General features: G+C 46.9%; 16 protein-coding genes. 7 read left to right on the top strand and 9 right to left on the bottom strand.

Annotated features, from left to right (window positions below; all coding sequences use genetic code 11):
- Positions 1–111: 111 nt before the first annotated feature.
- The 4 genes from D515_RS24100 to D515_RS24085 form a co-directional block, all read right to left on the bottom strand.
- On the bottom strand, positions 112–1,431 hold the full coding sequence (locus D515_RS24100) for a GGDEF domain-containing protein (RefSeq protein ID WP_039850644.1): 1,320 nt from the start codon (positions 1,429–1,431) through the stop codon (positions 112–114).
- Positions 1,432–1,577: 146 nt separating this feature from the next.
- Complete coding sequence (gene nagK, locus D515_RS24095; protein WP_002542533.1) at positions 1,578–2,489, bottom strand: N-acetylglucosamine kinase; 912 nt, start codon at positions 2,487–2,489, stop codon at positions 1,578–1,580.
- A gap of 163 nt (positions 2,490–2,652) precedes the next feature.
- A complete protein-coding gene (locus D515_RS24090; RefSeq protein WP_002542532.1) occupies positions 2,653–3,381 on the bottom strand; it encodes a tRNA-uridine aminocarboxypropyltransferase in 729 nt (242 codons plus the stop codon).
- 101 nt (positions 3,382–3,482) lie between these two features.
- A complete protein-coding gene (locus tag D515_RS24085) occupies positions 3,483–3,827 on the bottom strand; it encodes a DUF3802 family protein (protein ID WP_002542531.1) in 345 nt (114 codons plus the stop codon).
- Between the two features lie 324 nt (positions 3,828–4,151).
- On the opposite strand from D515_RS24085, the gene D515_RS24080 reads away from it, so the two are divergent.
- From D515_RS24080 to D515_RS24070, 3 genes are all read left to right on the top strand, one after another.
- Entirely contained in the window at positions 4,152–7,412 is a 3,261-nt protein-coding gene (locus D515_RS24080) for an ATP-binding protein (protein WP_002542530.1), read from the top strand.
- 83 nt (positions 7,413–7,495) lie between these two features.
- Positions 7,496–8,185, top strand: coding sequence for a DUF3334 family protein (locus D515_RS24075; RefSeq protein ID WP_002542528.1), 690 nt, complete (start codon positions 7,496–7,498; stop codon positions 8,183–8,185).
- A gap of 61 nt (positions 8,186–8,246) precedes the next feature.
- On the top strand, positions 8,247–8,711 hold the full coding sequence (locus tag D515_RS24070) for a hypothetical protein (protein WP_002542526.1): 465 nt from the start codon (positions 8,247–8,249) through the stop codon (positions 8,709–8,711).
- Positions 8,712–8,759: 48 nt separating this feature from the next.
- Here D515_RS24070 and fruA read toward each other — a convergent pair whose 3' ends face one another.
- The 3 genes from fruA to fruB are packed head-to-tail and all read right to left on the bottom strand — an operon-like array spanning position 8,760 to position 12,566.
- Positions 8,760–10,481 (bottom strand): PTS fructose transporter subunit IIBC, encoded by a 1,722-nt coding sequence (gene fruA, locus D515_RS24065; RefSeq protein ID WP_002542525.1) that lies wholly within the window; start codon positions 10,479–10,481, stop codon positions 8,760–8,762.
- Between the two features lie 18 nt (positions 10,482–10,499).
- Positions 10,500–11,447, bottom strand: coding sequence for a 1-phosphofructokinase (gene pfkB, locus D515_RS24060; RefSeq protein ID WP_002542524.1), 948 nt, complete (start codon positions 11,445–11,447; stop codon positions 10,500–10,502).
- Between the two features lie 3 nt (positions 11,448–11,450).
- Positions 11,451–12,566, bottom strand: coding sequence for a fused PTS fructose transporter subunit IIA/HPr protein (fruB, locus tag D515_RS24055; protein ID WP_002542523.1), 1,116 nt, complete (start codon positions 12,564–12,566; stop codon positions 11,451–11,453).
- 329 nt (positions 12,567–12,895) lie between these two features.
- On the opposite strand from fruB, the gene cra reads away from it, so the two are divergent.
- Positions 12,896–13,876 (top strand): catabolite repressor/activator, encoded by a 981-nt coding sequence (gene cra / locus D515_RS24050; protein WP_002542519.1) that lies wholly within the window; start codon positions 12,896–12,898, stop codon positions 13,874–13,876.
- 108 nt (positions 13,877–13,984) lie between these two features.
- On the opposite strand, the gene D515_RS24045 is transcribed toward cra, so the two are convergent.
- The gene (locus D515_RS24045; protein ID WP_160167798.1) at positions 13,985–14,701 is read right to left on the bottom strand and encodes a hypothetical protein; all 717 of its coding nucleotides are present in this window, start codon (positions 14,699–14,701) and stop codon (positions 13,985–13,987) included.
- Positions 14,702–14,812: 111 nt separating this feature from the next.
- On the opposite strand from D515_RS24045, the gene D515_RS24040 reads away from it, so the two are divergent.
- The 3 genes from D515_RS24040 to D515_RS24035 all read left to right on the top strand — a co-directional run bounded on the left by D515_RS24040 (position 14,813) and on the right by D515_RS24035 (position 16,121).
- On the top strand, positions 14,813–15,487 hold the full coding sequence (locus tag D515_RS24040; RefSeq protein WP_002542516.1) for a T3SS effector IpaJ family cysteine protease: 675 nt from the start codon (positions 14,813–14,815) through the stop codon (positions 15,485–15,487).
- Positions 15,488–15,548: 61 nt separating this feature from the next.
- Positions 15,549–15,659 (top strand): BRO family protein, encoded by a 111-nt coding sequence (locus D515_RS26475; RefSeq protein WP_204366359.1) that lies wholly within the window; start codon positions 15,549–15,551, stop codon positions 15,657–15,659.
- Positions 15,660–15,662: 3 nt separating this feature from the next.
- Positions 15,663–16,121: a phage antirepressor KilAC domain-containing protein gene (locus tag D515_RS24035; protein ID WP_051997558.1), complete on the top strand. Its 459-nt coding sequence runs from the start codon at positions 15,663–15,665 to the stop codon at positions 16,119–16,121.
- A 250-nt stretch (positions 16,122–16,371) separates the two neighbouring features.
- Here D515_RS24035 and D515_RS24030 read toward each other — a convergent pair whose 3' ends face one another.
- Positions 16,372–17,031, bottom strand: coding sequence for a hypothetical protein (locus tag D515_RS24030; RefSeq protein WP_152442437.1), 660 nt, complete (start codon positions 17,029–17,031; stop codon positions 16,372–16,374).
- Positions 17,032–17,442: the final 411 nt, after the last annotated feature.

The raw sequence follows: 17,442 nt of genomic DNA, 5'->3' as shown, positions 1-17,442 counted from the left end.
TTGATGACCTCTGAACTCAAGCATCTTCAGGTCGTTTGGGTATACAAACGAAGAAGCCGCTTAAATGCGGCTTCTTTCTATTTCTAAGCTCTGTTGACCTTTGCTGAAGATTTATACCGTGGCAATAAATGACTCAGCAAATACCTCAACACGGTTACGGCCATTTTGTTTAGCGCGGTATAGCGCATCGTCCGCATCGGCGATCATGGCTGCAATACTGCCTTCACGCATAGAAGACACACCCACGCTGCAGGTCAATTCTGCGTCATGTGGCCACTCTGTGGTCTCAAACGCCGACCGAATTTTCTCTGCCAGAAATGATGCCTGAGCCAGGTTGCGATTTGGACAGAAAATCACGAACTCTTCCCCGCCCCAGCGGACAATCACATCGCTAGAGGATACCGACTCGCGAAGCACATCAGCGGCCGACACTAACAACTTGTCGCCCATGTCATGGCCATAGTTGTCATTAATCTTCTTAAAGTGGTCAATGTCCATGCATAGCGCTGTACAGTTCTTTCCGTTTGTCGAAGCCAACGCTTTTTCTAACTCACGGTAAATATCCATGCGGTTACGGAGCCCAGTCAAAGCATCCGTCGTTGCCATGATAGACAAGGTTTCACTCTGTTGTTTCAACGCAGTGTTAATGGCCTTCAATCGATTTGCACGGCGTCTTTCCGCATCATATACACGGCGGCTTTGGGTGTATTTCACAGCAAGTAAGAATGTCGCCGTAGCCAACCAGATGAACGTCAGGGCGCGGAACAATTCAGCCTCTGTGACCATCATACCCTCAAAGCGGACATTCTTGATGATGAGTTCATGACTTCCGATCGTTGGCGCACTACCGGTCGCAATCTCAATCAAGGAGATGTTTGTCATGTCTGGCCCGGCGTGCTCAAGCGGAATATCTAGATCCGAAATCCACCAGGAAAGCACCTGGAAGGAGTTCAGCGGCAATACAATTTCGGACATGGATTCAGTCGGATTGTATTCAATACCGTTGAATTTAAGTGAAACCGGATCGTCCGTGGTTGAATACGCTTCATCATAGTTACGCAGGTAAACACGCAGGCGCTGGTCAGGTGCAGGGGCTTTATAAGCGGCCTCAATGACCATGGAATGGTAGTTTTTCAGGTCGATACCGCGCGTCACACTAGGGCTGACACTGATCGCCACTTCACAAAATGGCCAACGGTACCCCGCACCAAGTTCACACTCTAGCGCTACATCTCCCTCTTCGTTGATATAGACACGCCCGTGTGTATCACCACCCATAGGGGTATCGTCAATGTAGCGGAACTCAAAATCCGTAGGAGAAATAACGTAACTCGATTTTGCCCCACCAACAAAAAACCAAACGACGGTGGCTACAGAAAAGAAAAGCAAAACGAAGATTGCAATTAATGCTCGCGAAAATTTATAACTCAACAATGCTTACCAAACTCTTTCTTGTGATTATTCTTGCTATGCCACCTTCTCACATTTCGATGGCTTTATTTAAACGAAAGGCACCGCTTTTGCGGTGCCTCGAATTTATCTAGATTAAAAAGGTTTATACAACGGGTCTCATCACTTTATCGCTGTATATTCAGGAATGCGGCACCTCGCACACCACCTGAGTCACCGTGTTTTGCCTTGATGATTTTAGGCGCATTCGCGATAGACAGCAGGTATTTAGGCACGCGCTTTGGCATTTCTTCATAAATGTATTCAAAATTAGACAAACCACCACCCAGCACAACAACATCTGGGTCAATACCAGTGAAAAGACCTGCAAACACCATCGCAAGCATTTCCATGTATTTATCAACGAACTCAGACTCGGTTTTTTCGCCAGCCTTGAATGCATTAATAATGTCGATGGCTTTCTTTTCTTCGCCATGAAAATGCGCATAGAGCATTTCAAAACCACGGCCCGACAGGTAGTTATCGATACACCCTTTCTTTTCACAGCCACAGTCAAAGATCGGCGCATTGTCACCCAGATGAAGCCAAGCGTCGATTGGCATACGCATGTGACCTAGTTCGCCTGCAACGTTGTTTTTGCCTGATACGACTTTGCCATCGACAATGATACCGCCACCAAATCCGGTGCCCAGAATCAGTCCTAGAACGACCTTTTCACCCTGTAGCTCTTCATCCCATGCTTCTGAGAGCGCAAAACAGTTTGCGTCGTTGTTAAGAGCAACTGCACGACCTATCTTCGCTTCCAGATCTGCACGTAGCGTGCGCCCTTTCGCTGCAGGCACGTTAACCGTCAAAACGGTGCCGTCTTCCGCTTTTTCAATACCCGGAATGCCGATACCCACAGTGCCTTCACAGCCAAACTGTGCATCGTACTTCGCCACCAGCGCCGCAAGTGTTTCAATCAACTGCTCGTAATTGTCGCCTGGTGTAGGAACACGTTCTGTTGCTTGGCGTTTCAATTCACTATCAAACGCACCAAACTCAATTTTCGTGCCGCCTACGTCAAAGCCGTAATACATCCTTTACTCCATTGTTCCAATTTTCAATTCGCTAAACTGCCCAAATTATCCCTGTTTCAGCGAGGTATGAATGTGATTAAAAACAAAATACCTTCTCTGCAACCCAATGACCTCCGCTATTTATGCGCATCTCATCGCAAATTTGGTTTGGGTATACACCCCATCAATCTTTGGATTGTCTTTGTACCACTTCTCGGTACTTATCTAACGCGCCGGGAACAGGTAACTGCCTCTGTTTCTTACCCGTAAGATAGTGCTCTCTAAACACATCAAACCAAGCGTCTAAACTTTCGCCCGCCAATCTGTCACCGTTTAGTGCCAATACCTTTGCAGCCACTTCTGCAGTAGCGAGTTGGCTTTCACCACTCGCTTCGCGGACACCATACCGGGATAAAGCTTCGGCCTTAATACTCAGCACCGGAAAACGCGCCATCCAGGGGCTTTTACGGAAAATCTTTTTCGCTTCCTGCCAGGTACCGTCAATCATGATAAAAAGTGGCCGTTTGCCTTCGGTGATGACAGGCTCAGCATGCACTCTTTCTGGCTCAGCATATTGAGCAGGGAAAACGATATAGGGCTGCCATTTGGGATCATTCACCAAATCCAGCATTTCTTTATTCGGCTCAGTGCGAGACCAAATATACGCAAAGGTATCTTCAACCGTATCTGCGATAAGACGTCCTGTATTGCTGGGTTTCAACACTTCATCGTCATACATCACCAACAGAAACGCCGCATTTGTTGGATACGAGACTTTCTCTTCGCAAATACAAAGGCGACTCACAACCATGCATTGAGAGCAGCGTTCAACATTTGCTCCCCTCGCCTTAAAAGGACGGGTCGATTGAGCCAGTCGTTGCTGATAGAGGTGATGTACTGCGTGGAGTTTCATGAAATGCGCCGTGATATGAAGCGATAAATAACAGGCGCATTTTAATGTTGGTTCTGTTTGATGCAACTATATTGCAAAAAGCAGGATGTGGGAGGTGATATTTAGACCAACTCAGACACAGTAGCATCGAACAGGTTTTTCACCAGACCAATATATTCTTCCAGAATATTAATTTGGCTATAAGTCGGTTTTTGGTGCCAGACAGAGCTGAGGATCTCTTCTAGGTCAGCAACAATTTTATCGGCTTCTCTCATGATCTCGAAGCGCAATGCCTGTGGCATGTCTTTGTTCTGGTCACAGATCGCCATAATTTGGCTCGCGACCAATTCATGCACGAGATCGTCGATGGTTTCAGAGCCAACTTTGTCGCCGGGCTCTGAAAACTGCCCCAGGTTATCGACAAAAAACTCAATCAGCGCTGCATACCCATCCGATTCAACGACCATTTTTACCTCCAGTGATAAAGCTCATCCCGCAATTTTATTGCCCTCAGCCTCAAATTGGTACCAATAATTACGCCTGATGTCACTTTATTGAAATCAATGTCTCCATATTGCGATTACGGCGTCTACATTATAAGTTCCCAAGAACATGATTGTCCGGTTTAGCGTAACAAGGTGCCTGCACTGCACTTGTCTTCAAAATTCTAAACCACTGATTTCATGAATTTATTGCACAAGTGGCGATACCTTCATTAAAACCAATAAAAATGATTACGGCCACACAGCACATTGCTGATCAGTGCTTGAATGCAAGGTTAAGGAAATATGATGTCTGACGAACGGATTCAGCGCGCTAATCAGTTCCCATTTTCTAAAAGTATCGTCGGTAAAGTTGGTCTTATCATGGCCATGGTGACACTCTGCGCCATGCTGCTGTCAGTTTTTACCTATGTGAAGCACAACAGCGTCAGTATAGATACCAACAAAACCAGCCGGCTGGAAATTCCAAGCGCCTTACTCTCAGTCTCCATGCTTCGATATGCTGGCGAAATGAACCGTAGCATGCTCAGTTACGCCTTGGGTCAAGAAACTGCTCTCGAGAATTTCTACCGTAACAAGAATCAGTTCGAAGTTTCCCTCAATGAACTCAAGAAATTGCACGGCGATCATACAAGTCACCTAAAAAACATCGAAACTATCTACGGCAATTTCGTCGATAAGATAGAAAATGATGTTATCGGACAGTACGACCCTAAGAGAGAATCTTGGGCACTGAATGAGAAGCGAATTATTTCTGCCACGTTAGCGCCAGAGCTTTTCGATTCCATCAACCTGATGGACAGCAGTAAAGAAACCTCTGAGCTCCTGTCAAAGCAAGATACACAGCACTATGTATGGCTCATCCGGGATGAAGTTGATGACATGACATCTGCTCTGTTTTTCTACCTTAGCGGCGAGGAAAATCAACGGGATCGTTTTGATGCCAATGAAGCGTTTTTCCGTAACCATATTAATTACTTGAGAAAGAATACCGCTGACGTATCTACCATCGAACAGCTCGATCTCATCAAAGGGTTAGGAAGAGTATTTTCTGAGCGTATTCGCCGGGTATTCGACCAATATGACCCATCGAAAAAGTTGATCGCTGTGTCTTCACTCAAAGCCATTAATGTTAATGAATACAAAGCACTGGAAACCTCGCTGACGGAGTTTTCCCGCGAAACCAGTTTCAGCGCGGCCAATTCCATGGCCAATCTAAGAAACGTGCTCAACAACAATCAGCTTTCGTTCTTTGCACTTTTTGCTGTGATGACAGTGGTCAGTATCTTTGTGACCTACTACATCTATAAAAAAGTAACGCAGCCAATCGCTCGACTTGCGGACACTATGCGCAATCTGGCCGATGGCAACACTGAGATTCCGATCCTGTATAAAGACCGCCCGGATGAAGTGGGGCAAATCTCACATGCACTCAGCTCGTTCCGCGACCACATCATTTCCCGCAACCAAGCCAGAGAACAGCTGCTTTATCAGAAAGAATTAGCTGAAACTGCCTCCAAAGCGAAGGCTCAGTTCCTTGCCGCAATGAGCCACGAAATCCGCACCCCGATGAACGGTGTGATCGGTATGATCGATATATTGCTGCGTTCCAAACTCGATGCGTCTCAAAAGAGTGTCGCCAACACAGTGAGGGAGTCGGCGCTCTCATTATTATCTATTATTAATGACATACTCGACTTTTCCCGCATAGAGGCCGGTAAAATGCGTATCGATAATGTCAGCATTTCTCTCAGACATATCGCAGAACAGGTGATGGATAACCTGGCCACAGAAGCGGCCGAGAAGAACGTTTCATTAACCTTATTTGTCGATCCAAATGTCCCCACCGCCATGTTTGGCGACCCAACCCGTATTAAACAGATTCTGTTTAACATTATCGGGAATGGCATCAAGTTCTCCGGCGGGCAGCCACATCGCGGCGAAGTACAGGTTTGGATAAAATCACAGGATACAACGGATGGCACAGCGAAAGTCTTTATTGAAATCCGCGACAACGGTATCGGGATCGGTAAAGACAAGCTAGAAGCTATATTCCAGCCCTTTACACAAGCAGAGTATTCCACTACGAGGCGCTATGGCGGCTCGGGTCTGGGCCTCGCTATCAGTCGTAATATAGCGTCTTTAATGGGCGGCTCTATTTCTGCCACCAGTGAAGAAGGCATTGGCTCAACCTTTATGGTGACCTTTACCCTTCCCTACTCGCAAGAAGTCACGGCACCGGATGACTGCAACATTGACGTACTGCGTGAGTCAGCCGCCACCATCAACAATGTAGTTTGTATCAACACCCTCGAAAACGGTGCGCTGAAGGTAAGTATTGATAATTACCTGAAAAATATGAATATATCGGTGCAAAGCATCACCATTGAATTGTTGCACCTTCAGAAATTCCCACGCGATGACATCAAATATGTGGTGCTTTGCCGCGATTACCTGAAAACCAAACAATTGATGCCGGCTTATGTTCCGTCAAACATCGATATTCGTTACCTCGAACTAGATATGAACCTTCCAGTCAGACGGTATGGCGGCATCGATGTTTTCGCGATTTTCTCTTCCCCGCTCAAACTTTCCAGCCTGATCAGTGGCCTAAGGATCTGTGTCGGTCTCGAGAGCCCCGACTACCCGGTTATCGACACTCGGGGTAAAGAAGCCTTTATTGAACGTGCGCAGGACAACCATGGCACGATATTGGTGGCAGAAGACAACGTCACTAACCAAACGGTGATAGAGAAGCAACTTACCTACCTTGGCTACCATGTGGTGATGACAGCCGACGGTCAGGAAGCACTGCGGGCCTATCGCAATCAGCCGTTTTCTCTGGTGCTCACAGACTGCCACATGCCAAATATGGATGGTTATGAGCTAACGAAAGCAATCCGCGAGATTCAAAAAGAACGCGCCGAGTTTGTTCCTATCGTCGCACTCACCGCAAATGCACTGGTCGGCGAAGCTGAGCGCTGTATTGAAACCGGTATGAACGATTTTATTGCCAAGCCAGTTGAAATCGATGTGATTCAAAAGGTCTTAGCGAAATGGTGTGCCCAAAGTAAACCCTTCGCTGAACCTAACGAGGAACCGACGGGAATCGAAAAGCCTTCCTCGGAAACAGAAAATCCATCGCTAGACGATCCACAGCAAGACGAAGAATGTGTTGAGATAGAGCTAGACCCTCAGGTGCTGAAAAAGCTGTTCTGGGGCGATACCGAAACCTACGCAGAAGTGCTGGGCGAATTCATTAAGCATTGCGAACCTGAGCTCAACACCTTGTCAGAGTTCAAGTCGCCTTATGATTTTGCGGAAGTGAAAATGCTGTCCCACAAGCTTAAAACGTCATCACGTAGCATCGGCGCAATCGAACTATCAGATCTGTGTATGCAGATAGAGAAATCCGCTGCGGCAGAAAATGCGGACACAGAGGGACTCATCAATGACCTCAGACCAGTACTACGCGCTTCTTTGGTTGCCGTCCATCGAAAGCATGCTGATTTATTACAATCACTTGGGTCAAATGCGGTGAATAGTTAAAGCAAAGATAGATTTCAGCAGAATGAGAGATTTAGTGCCACACTTGTAAGGATTCAATCAACATCAGAACGAGTGAGCCAGTCATGAGAAAAACAAAAATCATCACAACTGAAGACATTCTGCTGAAACTTTGCCAATCGGTAACCGCGGTCCTTTCGAAAGCAACAGATACACAAGTTCACCACTCCGCCATGGTGCAGAAGATATCCAAAACCAGCCTGAAACCTGACTTCGGTTGCTTTGTTCTTTTTGATGGCGGCTTCTCCGGATTAGTGGTGATTAATTTCGAAGCCAAAGCAGCGCTTGAGGTCTACCAGAAATACATGTCCCACATGGGCATTCCAAAAGAAGAACTTGCAACCCTGCACACTTCTGACGAAGTCGCGGACGTTTTGGGTGAACTCATGAACCAAATCGTGGGTGACTTCACCGGTAAAGTGAAACGCTCTCTACAGACCAATATCACACAGAATCAGCCCAAGATGATGGCGATCAACAAGAACATTAATGTCACTGTTGATAGCAATATTGAACGCCCTCAGGCACGCCGCGTAAGCTTCAGCACTGAAGATAACAATATCTTCTACCTAGAGCTTTCGATGGAGCGAACAGAGTTCATCCAACTCGAAGAATTCGAGGAAGGCGATGAAATCAATCCTGATGAAATTCTGGAGACGGAAGTCGCCAAAAGCCTCGATGCTAAAGACAAGAAAAAGAGTAAATCCAAAAAAGCGGCAGAAGCCGACTCTTTGCTGGACGATCTAGGTATCTAAGAGCTTCACCGATCCCCATGGCGGCACCATGCCGCCAAAAAAAATTATCAGGGAGAATGTTGTGGACATCGTCGACGCATGGATGAAGAAAATTCAAAACTGGTACGAAGACGCTGAACATCGGAATGTTGATACACTCGCTGCTGTTGTATCCCAAACCCCGGCCATGATTTTTGACCCGCCTATCGACCTAACCAGAAGTGATGCTATCGCTTATTTTGTGGATGGCTGCACCAAGTTACAACGTCACTATCAGTTTGAAGGCAAAGCGGAAGAAGCCTTTAGTTACTTGCAGTTTTGCTATGCCAAACTGCAGGCTTTGGCTTCACGATCAGATATCGAACCAGATATTAAACGCTGGAGTTTGAAAAAGCTGGATACCTTGATCGTCGCCATGATGGAGTTCTGCCAACAGCAGAATGACGCAGCATGGCAAAGGGAGAGTGAGCAGTTAGTGGAGCTTCACGTCACCTTTATGATGGGTCAAAACGACCTGAATTTGCACACCCCCGCCAACCCCTACTAAACGTAAAAAGCCGACCCGAGGCCGGCTTAACGCTTGCTGAGACTTCAACTATGCATGCTGAACAACTGCTTGCGTTTCTTCGCTTTGCTTCAATGCTGCATACATAAACCCTGTCACCAAAGTACCTGCTGCAATCGCACCAAGGTAAAGCAGTACTGGTGTGATGGCATTTGGAATGAACAGTACAAAGATACCGCCATGAGGAGCCATCAATTTTGCGCCAATCAACATAGACAACGCACCAGTCAATGCACCACCTACCATACAGGCTGGTATAACACGCATTGGATCACGTGCTGCGAAAGGAATCGCACCTTCAGAGATAAAGCACATCCCCAGAACAAACGATGCTTTACCTGCTTCACGTTCCTGAGCATTAAACTTACTGCGTGCCAACAAGGTTGCCAGACCCATGCCCATTGCAGGTACCATACCCGCTGCCATCACTGCTGCCATTGGTGTGTAAGTTTGGGAAGCCAGCAAGCCAACACCAAAGGTATAAGCCGCTTTGTTAACTGGGCCGCCCAAGTCAAAGCACATCATGGCGCCAAGGATCACACCCAGCAAAACCGCATTGGTCGAACCCATACTGTTCAGGAACTCGGTCAGGCTGTTCATCACACCTGCAACTGGGCCACCCACCACGAAAATCATGACTAAACCCGTCACCAAACTCGCCAGTAGCGGAATGATCAAGATTGGCTTCAACGCTGCCATGGAGTCCGGCAGTTGGACTTTATCAGCAATCAGTTTTGCGGAATAACCCGCCAAGAAACCCGCGACGATACCGCCGAGGAAGCCTGCGCCTGTAGAACTTGCCAGCATACCGCCAATCAAACCCGGTGCCAGACCCGGACGGTCAGCTATAGAGAACGCGATAAAACCCGCCAACACAGGAACCATTAACGCAAATGCACTCGCGCCACCGATTTCCATGAGTGCCGCCGCCAGTGTGCCCTCTTCTTTGAACGCTTCAATACCGAAGACGAAAGACAGCGCGATACACAGACCACCAGCAACAACCAATGGCAACATATGTGAAACGCCAGTCATCAGGTGTTTGTAGGCACCAGTGCGTTCATTCTTACTGCTGTTATCCGTTTTCGCGCCGCCGTGCTTGTAAACTTCAGCTTGCTCAAACGCATTCGACAATTCTTGCTTGGTTTTCTTTAGCGCTGCTCCAGTACTGGTTCGATAAACGCGCTTGCCATCAAAGCGAGCCATATCGACTTCAATATCCGCGCCGATGAAGACCAAGTCTGCCGCTGCAATCTCTTCCTCGGTCAGCTGGTTTTTCGCGCCCACAGAGCCCCGGGTTTCAATTTTCACCCATATACCCTGTGCTTTGGCCTCTTCTTCTACAGCTTCTGCCGCCATGAAGGTGTGCGCCACCCCTGTGGGGCACGCGGTAATGCCAACAATTCTTTTTTGGGCTGCAGGTTTAGCCGCTTCACCTACATGGGCATAGACTTCAGCGTTTGAGCCCGCATCTTCCAGCAACTGCTTCACATCTGCATAGCAGGCTTCTAATGATGCTTGGTAAACCGGTTTGCCATTGAATCTCGCCATATCAGCGACTGGTCCAACGGTCACGATAAGATCCGCAGCTTCAATGTCAGATACAGAAGCGGGCTTATTCGGTTTCACAGTGCTTTGGCATTCAATCACAGCTTGCCATTGAAGTGCTGCGACTGCTTTTTCAAGCATTCCCGCGGCGATAATAGTATTTGCAATACCACTTGGGCACGATGTCACGATTACTGCTTTCATCTCTCTACCCCTGTTCCTTTAGTTATTTTTAATCTGTTTCACGTTAACTTGGCGTTGTAGCGTTTCTACTTGAACAATATCTTCAACACCAACATTGACCTGTGTGACTGCTAGCGCAGACAGCGCGGTAGCGAAACTCAGAGAGGTTTCCCGATCCCACTGGTTCAATTCTGCCCAGCACATTCCTGCCACCAGCGTGTCGCCAGCACCTACTGTGCTGACCACTTTCATTTTTGGTGGCTGGCTGGCATACCAAACGCCATCTTTCAGCCACAGCACACCTTCTGGGCCACGGGAAATCACCACATTATCAATACCCGTATTACTCAAGGTTTTACCCGCTTCGAGAAGTTCAGATTCATTGGAAAGGTGCCTACCCGCCCATTGCGAGAGTTCTTCATCATTCGGCTTAACCAGCCAAGGAGAGGCATTCAAACCCGCTGCCAATGCAGCGTTACTGCTGTCGAAAAATACTTTTTTGCCTTGCTCCCGAAGCGCGGCAATCCAAGAAGCGAGTTTTTCCGGTGAAATACCCGCCGGTAAGCTTCCAGCAATAACGAACACGTCGTGAGTCTCTGCCAATGTATGGAGGGTGCTTTCAAGCTGTTGAACATCATCTTCAGATACTGCAACACCAGGGAAATTCAGATCAGTGACGCGACCTGACTCTTCCACCAGTTTGACGTTAATGCGCGATGCACCAGCTACACGAATAAAGGCATCATGAATGCCTTTTTGCTCGAAAAGTTGAGCAAAAGGATCCTGATTTTCATCACCGAGAAAGCCGGTCACTGTGACTTCTGCACCCAATTCGGCGAGCACTTTTGCAACGTTAATCCCCTTACCTCCCGGATTCAGGTTCGAAGACTGGATAAGATTGACGCTACCTGCTTTGAGCTCTGCCATGGCACCAGTCATATCCAGCGCAGGATTAAGCGTGACGGTGACTACACGAAAATTCGTCATGATTTACCCCTCACCCAAACCGGTTTCAATGGCTTGGCCGATGGCATCAATGGCAACTTGAGCGTCGGCACCGTCAGCGGTAAATTCCAATTCATGGCCTTGCTTAACACCCAACGCAATCACCTTCATCAGGCTCTTGGCATTCACTTGCTTGCCATCACCATTCAGGTTCGACACCCAGATCTGTGAATCGAACTTCTTAGCTACACTCACCAGCATGGCGCCTGGTCGGGCATGAAGACCGTGGGCATTTTTGATTTTGAAGATTTGGCTAAGACCGCCCTGGCGAACCTCAGAAAAAGCCTTAACCACGGCTTCTGGAGTAACAGCAAATACCTCTGCGATTTTTCTATCAAACACCAATTCACTGATGTTGCGCATGATATCTGCGTGCTCTGCGCTGTTAGCCGCAATAGCAATCAACCCTTTCACAGTTTTACCATCGACTTCGAAAGCTTGCTCTGCAGACAAGAAAGCTATCGCGGTTTGCTTTACCGACTCTGACGAAGCATTCAGCCAAAGCCCCTGGCCCAGACATACTGGCGACTGACCAACAAGTGAGGAGACAAATCCCTGACCAACGGCATCCGCTGCTTTCAATTTGCCCGCACATACCGCGCTCATGGAAACTAAATCTGCTGTAGGGAAATTCAGGGTGATAGTGCTTTCATTGAAAAGCAGGCCTTTCTGGTTCGCACCGTTTAATGCCGCAAGGATCTGCTCGGCGCTGGTCGCGGCCTTTAGTGCTTCTTCCACAGAGTCGGCAGAAAGAACGTGGGTCAGTTGCTTCAATATGCCGAGGTGTTCGTCAGATTTCGCCGCAATACCGATTGCAAGGTAAACCGTGTTTCCGTCGCCCCAATCTACGCCATTAGCAAAGTGATGAATTTGCACGCCAGTTTGCTTTACCAAGTCGCGGGTGTCAGTAGTGCCATGGGGGATCGCAATACCATTCCCCAGATACGTTGAATTCTGGTTTTCCCGTGCAAGCATGCCTGAACCATACCCTTCAACAACAAGCCCTTTAGCGACCAAATCATTAGCAATCTCTTGTATCGCCTCTTGTTTTGTTGCAGCACTCTTGCCGAGTTGCACGTCGTTTTGCGTGAGTTCAAGCATCATTCTTACCTCAGATTTCAGTGGACTGAGCCCACTTTTCATTCGCCCCGCCACACATTGATTGCTGCAGCCAAGCCGTAATATTCATAGTCAGTAAAGCGTCTTCAAGCGCACTTTCAGCCTCACTGAATCGTTTCAGCATTCAAATCAAAAAACAGGCTTCACGCACAGTTTTCATCTTTGCTGAAACCTTTCAGCTACCAATGCTGAATCCATTCAGCTTATAATGCAAAGAATCGATAAGATCCTTTGTGCTTTTTATGATCACGCGCACAGAGTGTTCCCAATCTGATAAGTAAGTCGGATTTGGTTTAAGGGGAAAAATTTCAATGAAACTGGACGAGATAGCCCGCTTGGCTGGAGTTTCACGCACAACGGCAAGTTACGTGATTAACGGCAAGTCAGCTAAATACCGCATCAGTGAACGCACTCAACAGAAAGTGATGGAAGTTGTCGAGAAATATAACTACCGTCCGGACCATGCAGCCAGCGCTCTTCGCGCAGGTACGACCCGATCGTTTGGCCTTCTAATCCCCGATTTGGAGAATGGCAGTTACGCAAAAATCGCCAAATTACTTGAGCGGGACGCACGTCAGGCAGGTTATCAATTGATTATCAGTTGTTCTGACGACAATCCCGAGACCGAGAAGCAAGTGGTGAATATGTTAGTCGCACGCAAAATTGACGCGCTGATAGTTGCCTCTTCCCTGCCCGCAGAGAACGACTTCTACCCTACCATTCAAGCGTCTGGCACACCTGTGATCGCCATTGACCGTGCTTTAGATGATGAACACTTTGCCTGTGTGATCAGTGAGGATCTGGATGGTGCATTTTCATTGACCAACCAATTAGCTGAAATGGGCGCAAATACCATTGGACTGATTGGCGCAGTACCCGAACTGGGTATATCAAAAGAGCGTGAACAGGGTTTTTTGTCTGCTGCCAGAAAAGCAAACGCAGGTACACAAATCGCCTATGGTGACCATTTCAGCCAGAAAGAAGCTAAGCGGCTTATTCTGCAATGGTATCACGCTGGTATGATGCCTGAGGCCATACTCACCACTTCATACGCGTTGTTTGAAGGTATCCTTGATGCCATTCTGGAAGAACCAGAGATTGGCGAGAGAGTGAAATTCGCCACGTTTGGTGACAATCGCATGCTGGATTTCATCCCGATGAAAGTACAATCGCTGCCACAGCAGTTTGAATTGATCAGTGAACATGCACTGGAACTCACGCTCAATGCTATTGCAGGAAGGTATCAAACCGGTGTCGAGGTAGTTCCAAGAGAGCCTAAATGGCGCACTTAAAAAGACTGGTAAGCTTATGTTGCAGTGGTAAGGGTTTCATTGTTCATGCCCGCACGGTAGCGCGGGCAGTTTGGAGGGGATTAGGTGAAAAGGTTCAGTGTCAGAGATTTAGGTTTCGGTCTTTTCCTCAGCACTTTCACATTTGTCGTTTCTAGTGCCCCTGATTTTTTCCCAATACATTCGCAACTTACTTTTCTTGGCCGGGGGGAATTTATACGACTCAATAATTTCCATGAATTCAAAGGCCTTATAAAAATTTATAGGCTCTCTAAGCTGGCTCATGGCAAACCGCCAGCAAAACAGAGACAACACTAAACTTGCTGAAAACTTAAGGACAGTCTTGTCCGCAGAGAGCTGTTCTAAAGACCCTTGCAATGCCACCTCCACCGCAAAAACTAAACTTACACAAGCCAACAAGGCAAAAACAAAATACTTAAGCAAAGTCTTCCCGAAGATTATTGAACCCTCGCGATACCTCTTCTCACCGAGGAGGGCATCCGTTTTGAGAGAAAAGTGTCCGTCAGAGAAGGTAATCAGAGGGGCAGAAAAACGATAGAGGTTAAACAACTTATTGCTTTCGGGGTGCTTTAGGATTCGCATCAGACGTTCGTGGGGGATCCTGACTGAGTAGGCACTTTCAATAATATTTCCCAGTACAAAGGACTTACCATCATAGTCTTCTTCTTTTAAGCAACTGTGCAAAAGCTCTGTGTTCTTAATTTTAAACGCGCGGTGGTTATCAAACATCCTATAAAAGAACGTTACCAGAGTAACGAAGACAGAGACCAGTGAAATAGCAACAGTCAAAGAGAAATTCAGTTCCATAATTGTTTGTGATACCTCTCTAGTGATTTTCCCCAGTGTATGAATAAACATACTCACCTGTGTTGTAATTGCCTACATAAAAAGTTGGTATGCGAGTCAATGAGGATTGCATTGCAAATAGATTTTCCCAACATCAAACAACCTGACGGCTCCATCTCATGTGGCGCATACAGCCTCACGGCTTGTCTGCATGTGATGGGACTGTTGCCCGTCAACCGCCGTCTCTTCCTTTATCAAATTGATTTATCGAAAGGCGCTTTTGTTGGTGAGCAAGTTGTTCTTGAGCCGACTGACTCTCTCACGGAAACGGCAGAAAAAATCTATTTGGTCACGGGGATCATTGATCAAAGTGATTACGCTGAATTCGTCAAAGACTCGGGCCTGAACGCCATCTCGGCGATGGCTTACGTGTTGATGTGCTTTGGCCTTAAACCTCAAATAATTCTTCGCGACGAGAATACATACAGTCAGCTGGCTGGCGCATACCCGCAAGAACTTCGCATGAGCAACGCGTTAGATGTACCAATTCTTTGCGGTATGGAAAATCTAGCCGTGGCTGAAGAGAGCTACCTGATGCCTACAGCAGTTTTTCATGGGGAAAATCTCCATGTTGTAGCGATGAAACCTGACGGTGTGTGGTTTGATCCTGAACAGGATGACCGACCGGAATGGCCAGCTTTGGTGAATTGGGATTCTATACCCGAGTCAGAACTCGGGCATGAGTGGTTGGGGGTAGCAATCAAAGTAATGACCAACAGCTCGGACTCTACTACACCTTTTATCTAGGCAATGACATGCTCCTCAGAAAGCAATTCGTGACCACTGCAAGTGTCCAAGTCCATTAGGGGTGAACGATTCGTTCATCCTGGATAAACAGACAAAAATCATCCCAGAGCCCGACGTCTACCGCCTCATCATACACTCCAAATTACCCGAGGCCGAGAAGTTCGAAGATTGAGTGGTGTCAGATGTCCTGCCCTCGATTCGTAAGACCGGCAGCTATAGTACGGCCGACCTCTCCCGCATGGATATCCTCAAGCTCGCCATGCAGGCCGAGGAAGAGAAACTGAAGCTTCAAGCCCAAGTGGCAGAGGACCGGCCCAAGGTTGAAGCCTATCACCTCATCGCGGATAGCCAAGGATCGCTTTGTATCACCGATGCCGCTAAGAATCTGCAGCTGCAGCCCAAAGCCCTCTTCGCTTGGCTGGCTGCGAATCGCTGGATATACAAACGACCTGACGGGAAAAGCTTGATTGGGTATCAACACAAGCTGCAACGGGGTTTGTTAGAGCAAAAGGTGACGACGGTGAATCAGCGCACTGTTGAGCAAGTGCGAGTGACGTCTAAGGGTTTGGTGGTGTTGGCTAAGAGGTTAGCACCTGGGAGTTTGGAGATGTTGGGAGATTCAGGGGCTCACTGATGTGAGCCCTTTGGGGGACAGGTTTTGGTGGAGAAAGTCTAGATTTGGTTTACACGATTTTGGACAGAAATTCGTTAGAGTTAGCACTCTAAAACGTTAAATTCGGATAATTAAAACTATGGCGGCGCTCGCCTGTCATTCTGAGATGAGCGACTTACCTTCTTGTCCGCATCCGATCAATTTACTGAATAAAGGGCGGGCTTTTTCAACACCCAAAAAGTTTCGATTGTGCGACACTTATTCTTATTTTTTATGAGTTAATTTCCACCAATTTTTCTCTTTTCCCGATGAGCTCTGACTTATATTCTCGGTAACCAGCTTTAGCAAATACGCCTTCAGGAAATGGATTTTTTGCAAACTTGTTGTGAATGCAGACCGCAGAAACTTGAGTATGATATTTGCTACCGAGTATTAAGACAGCACACGAAATACTAGTATTTTTCTGAAAACTTAAGGCACGTGATTTACCATGACTATCAATACAGATTGTTCGATCATCAATACCTAACCATGAAATATATTCTCCATACATAGCTTGGTGAAGTTCAAATACTGGTGACTCAGAGCGCACAGCAAATTCTCGAACGTCTTCGATCGCTACAACGCAAAGATCTTTTGCATTCGAATAGCCTTTTAATTGACGATTTGCTTCAGAAAGAGCTTTTTGAAATCTCTTTCCATCTAGGTTAATCGACATTGATACTAAGTTACTCTCGTTAAAGCGATTTAATACTTCTTTCTCGTCCGGATTCTCACGTATCTCCTTCACTTCGACTAGGATTCGATTCCCAGTCAGCGTAGCCTCAAAGTCAGGTGTTTTACAGTGTGGTTCTGGTGACTCTGGTATCTTGCTTAACGATATACCCAAAAGCCCAAATAAAGATAGAGTGTTTTCTTCAGAAATGTTCATAGTTACCATTAACTCATAACAATTTATTAGATCTCAAAGTGGGGTAATTAAACACCCCACTTGGGGATTTTTTACGCATCCTCCAGACACTCGGACTTGTCGTAAAGCTTTGTTTTTAATAGAATATCATCATGCATCGCAAAATCACGAAAGAGAAAATACGACAAATTGGGGTATTTTCTACACACCTCACGACTTGTATTAGAAAATCTATCAAAAACTTTTGAAAGAAAACTTAGCTGATTTGCTTTTGGTAACGCAAGAAGGGGCAATTTCGAGTTAGGAAATGTGTTCGCGATGAACTACTTCAGATAAGCTGAGTTTAGGAAAACGAAGTAGACGACTTTGTTGTTCGAGAGCATTGACTGCTAACGCAGTCAGAAGATAACTATTGCCTCTTGACCGGAGAAG

This window comes from Grimontia indica (assembly GCF_000333895.2).
GTDB lineage: Bacteria > Pseudomonadota > Gammaproteobacteria > Enterobacterales > Vibrionaceae > Enterovibrio > Enterovibrio indicus.
The sequence above is the reverse complement of the archived record's forward strand: the minus strand, read 5'-3'. Positions and strand labels throughout refer to the sequence as shown.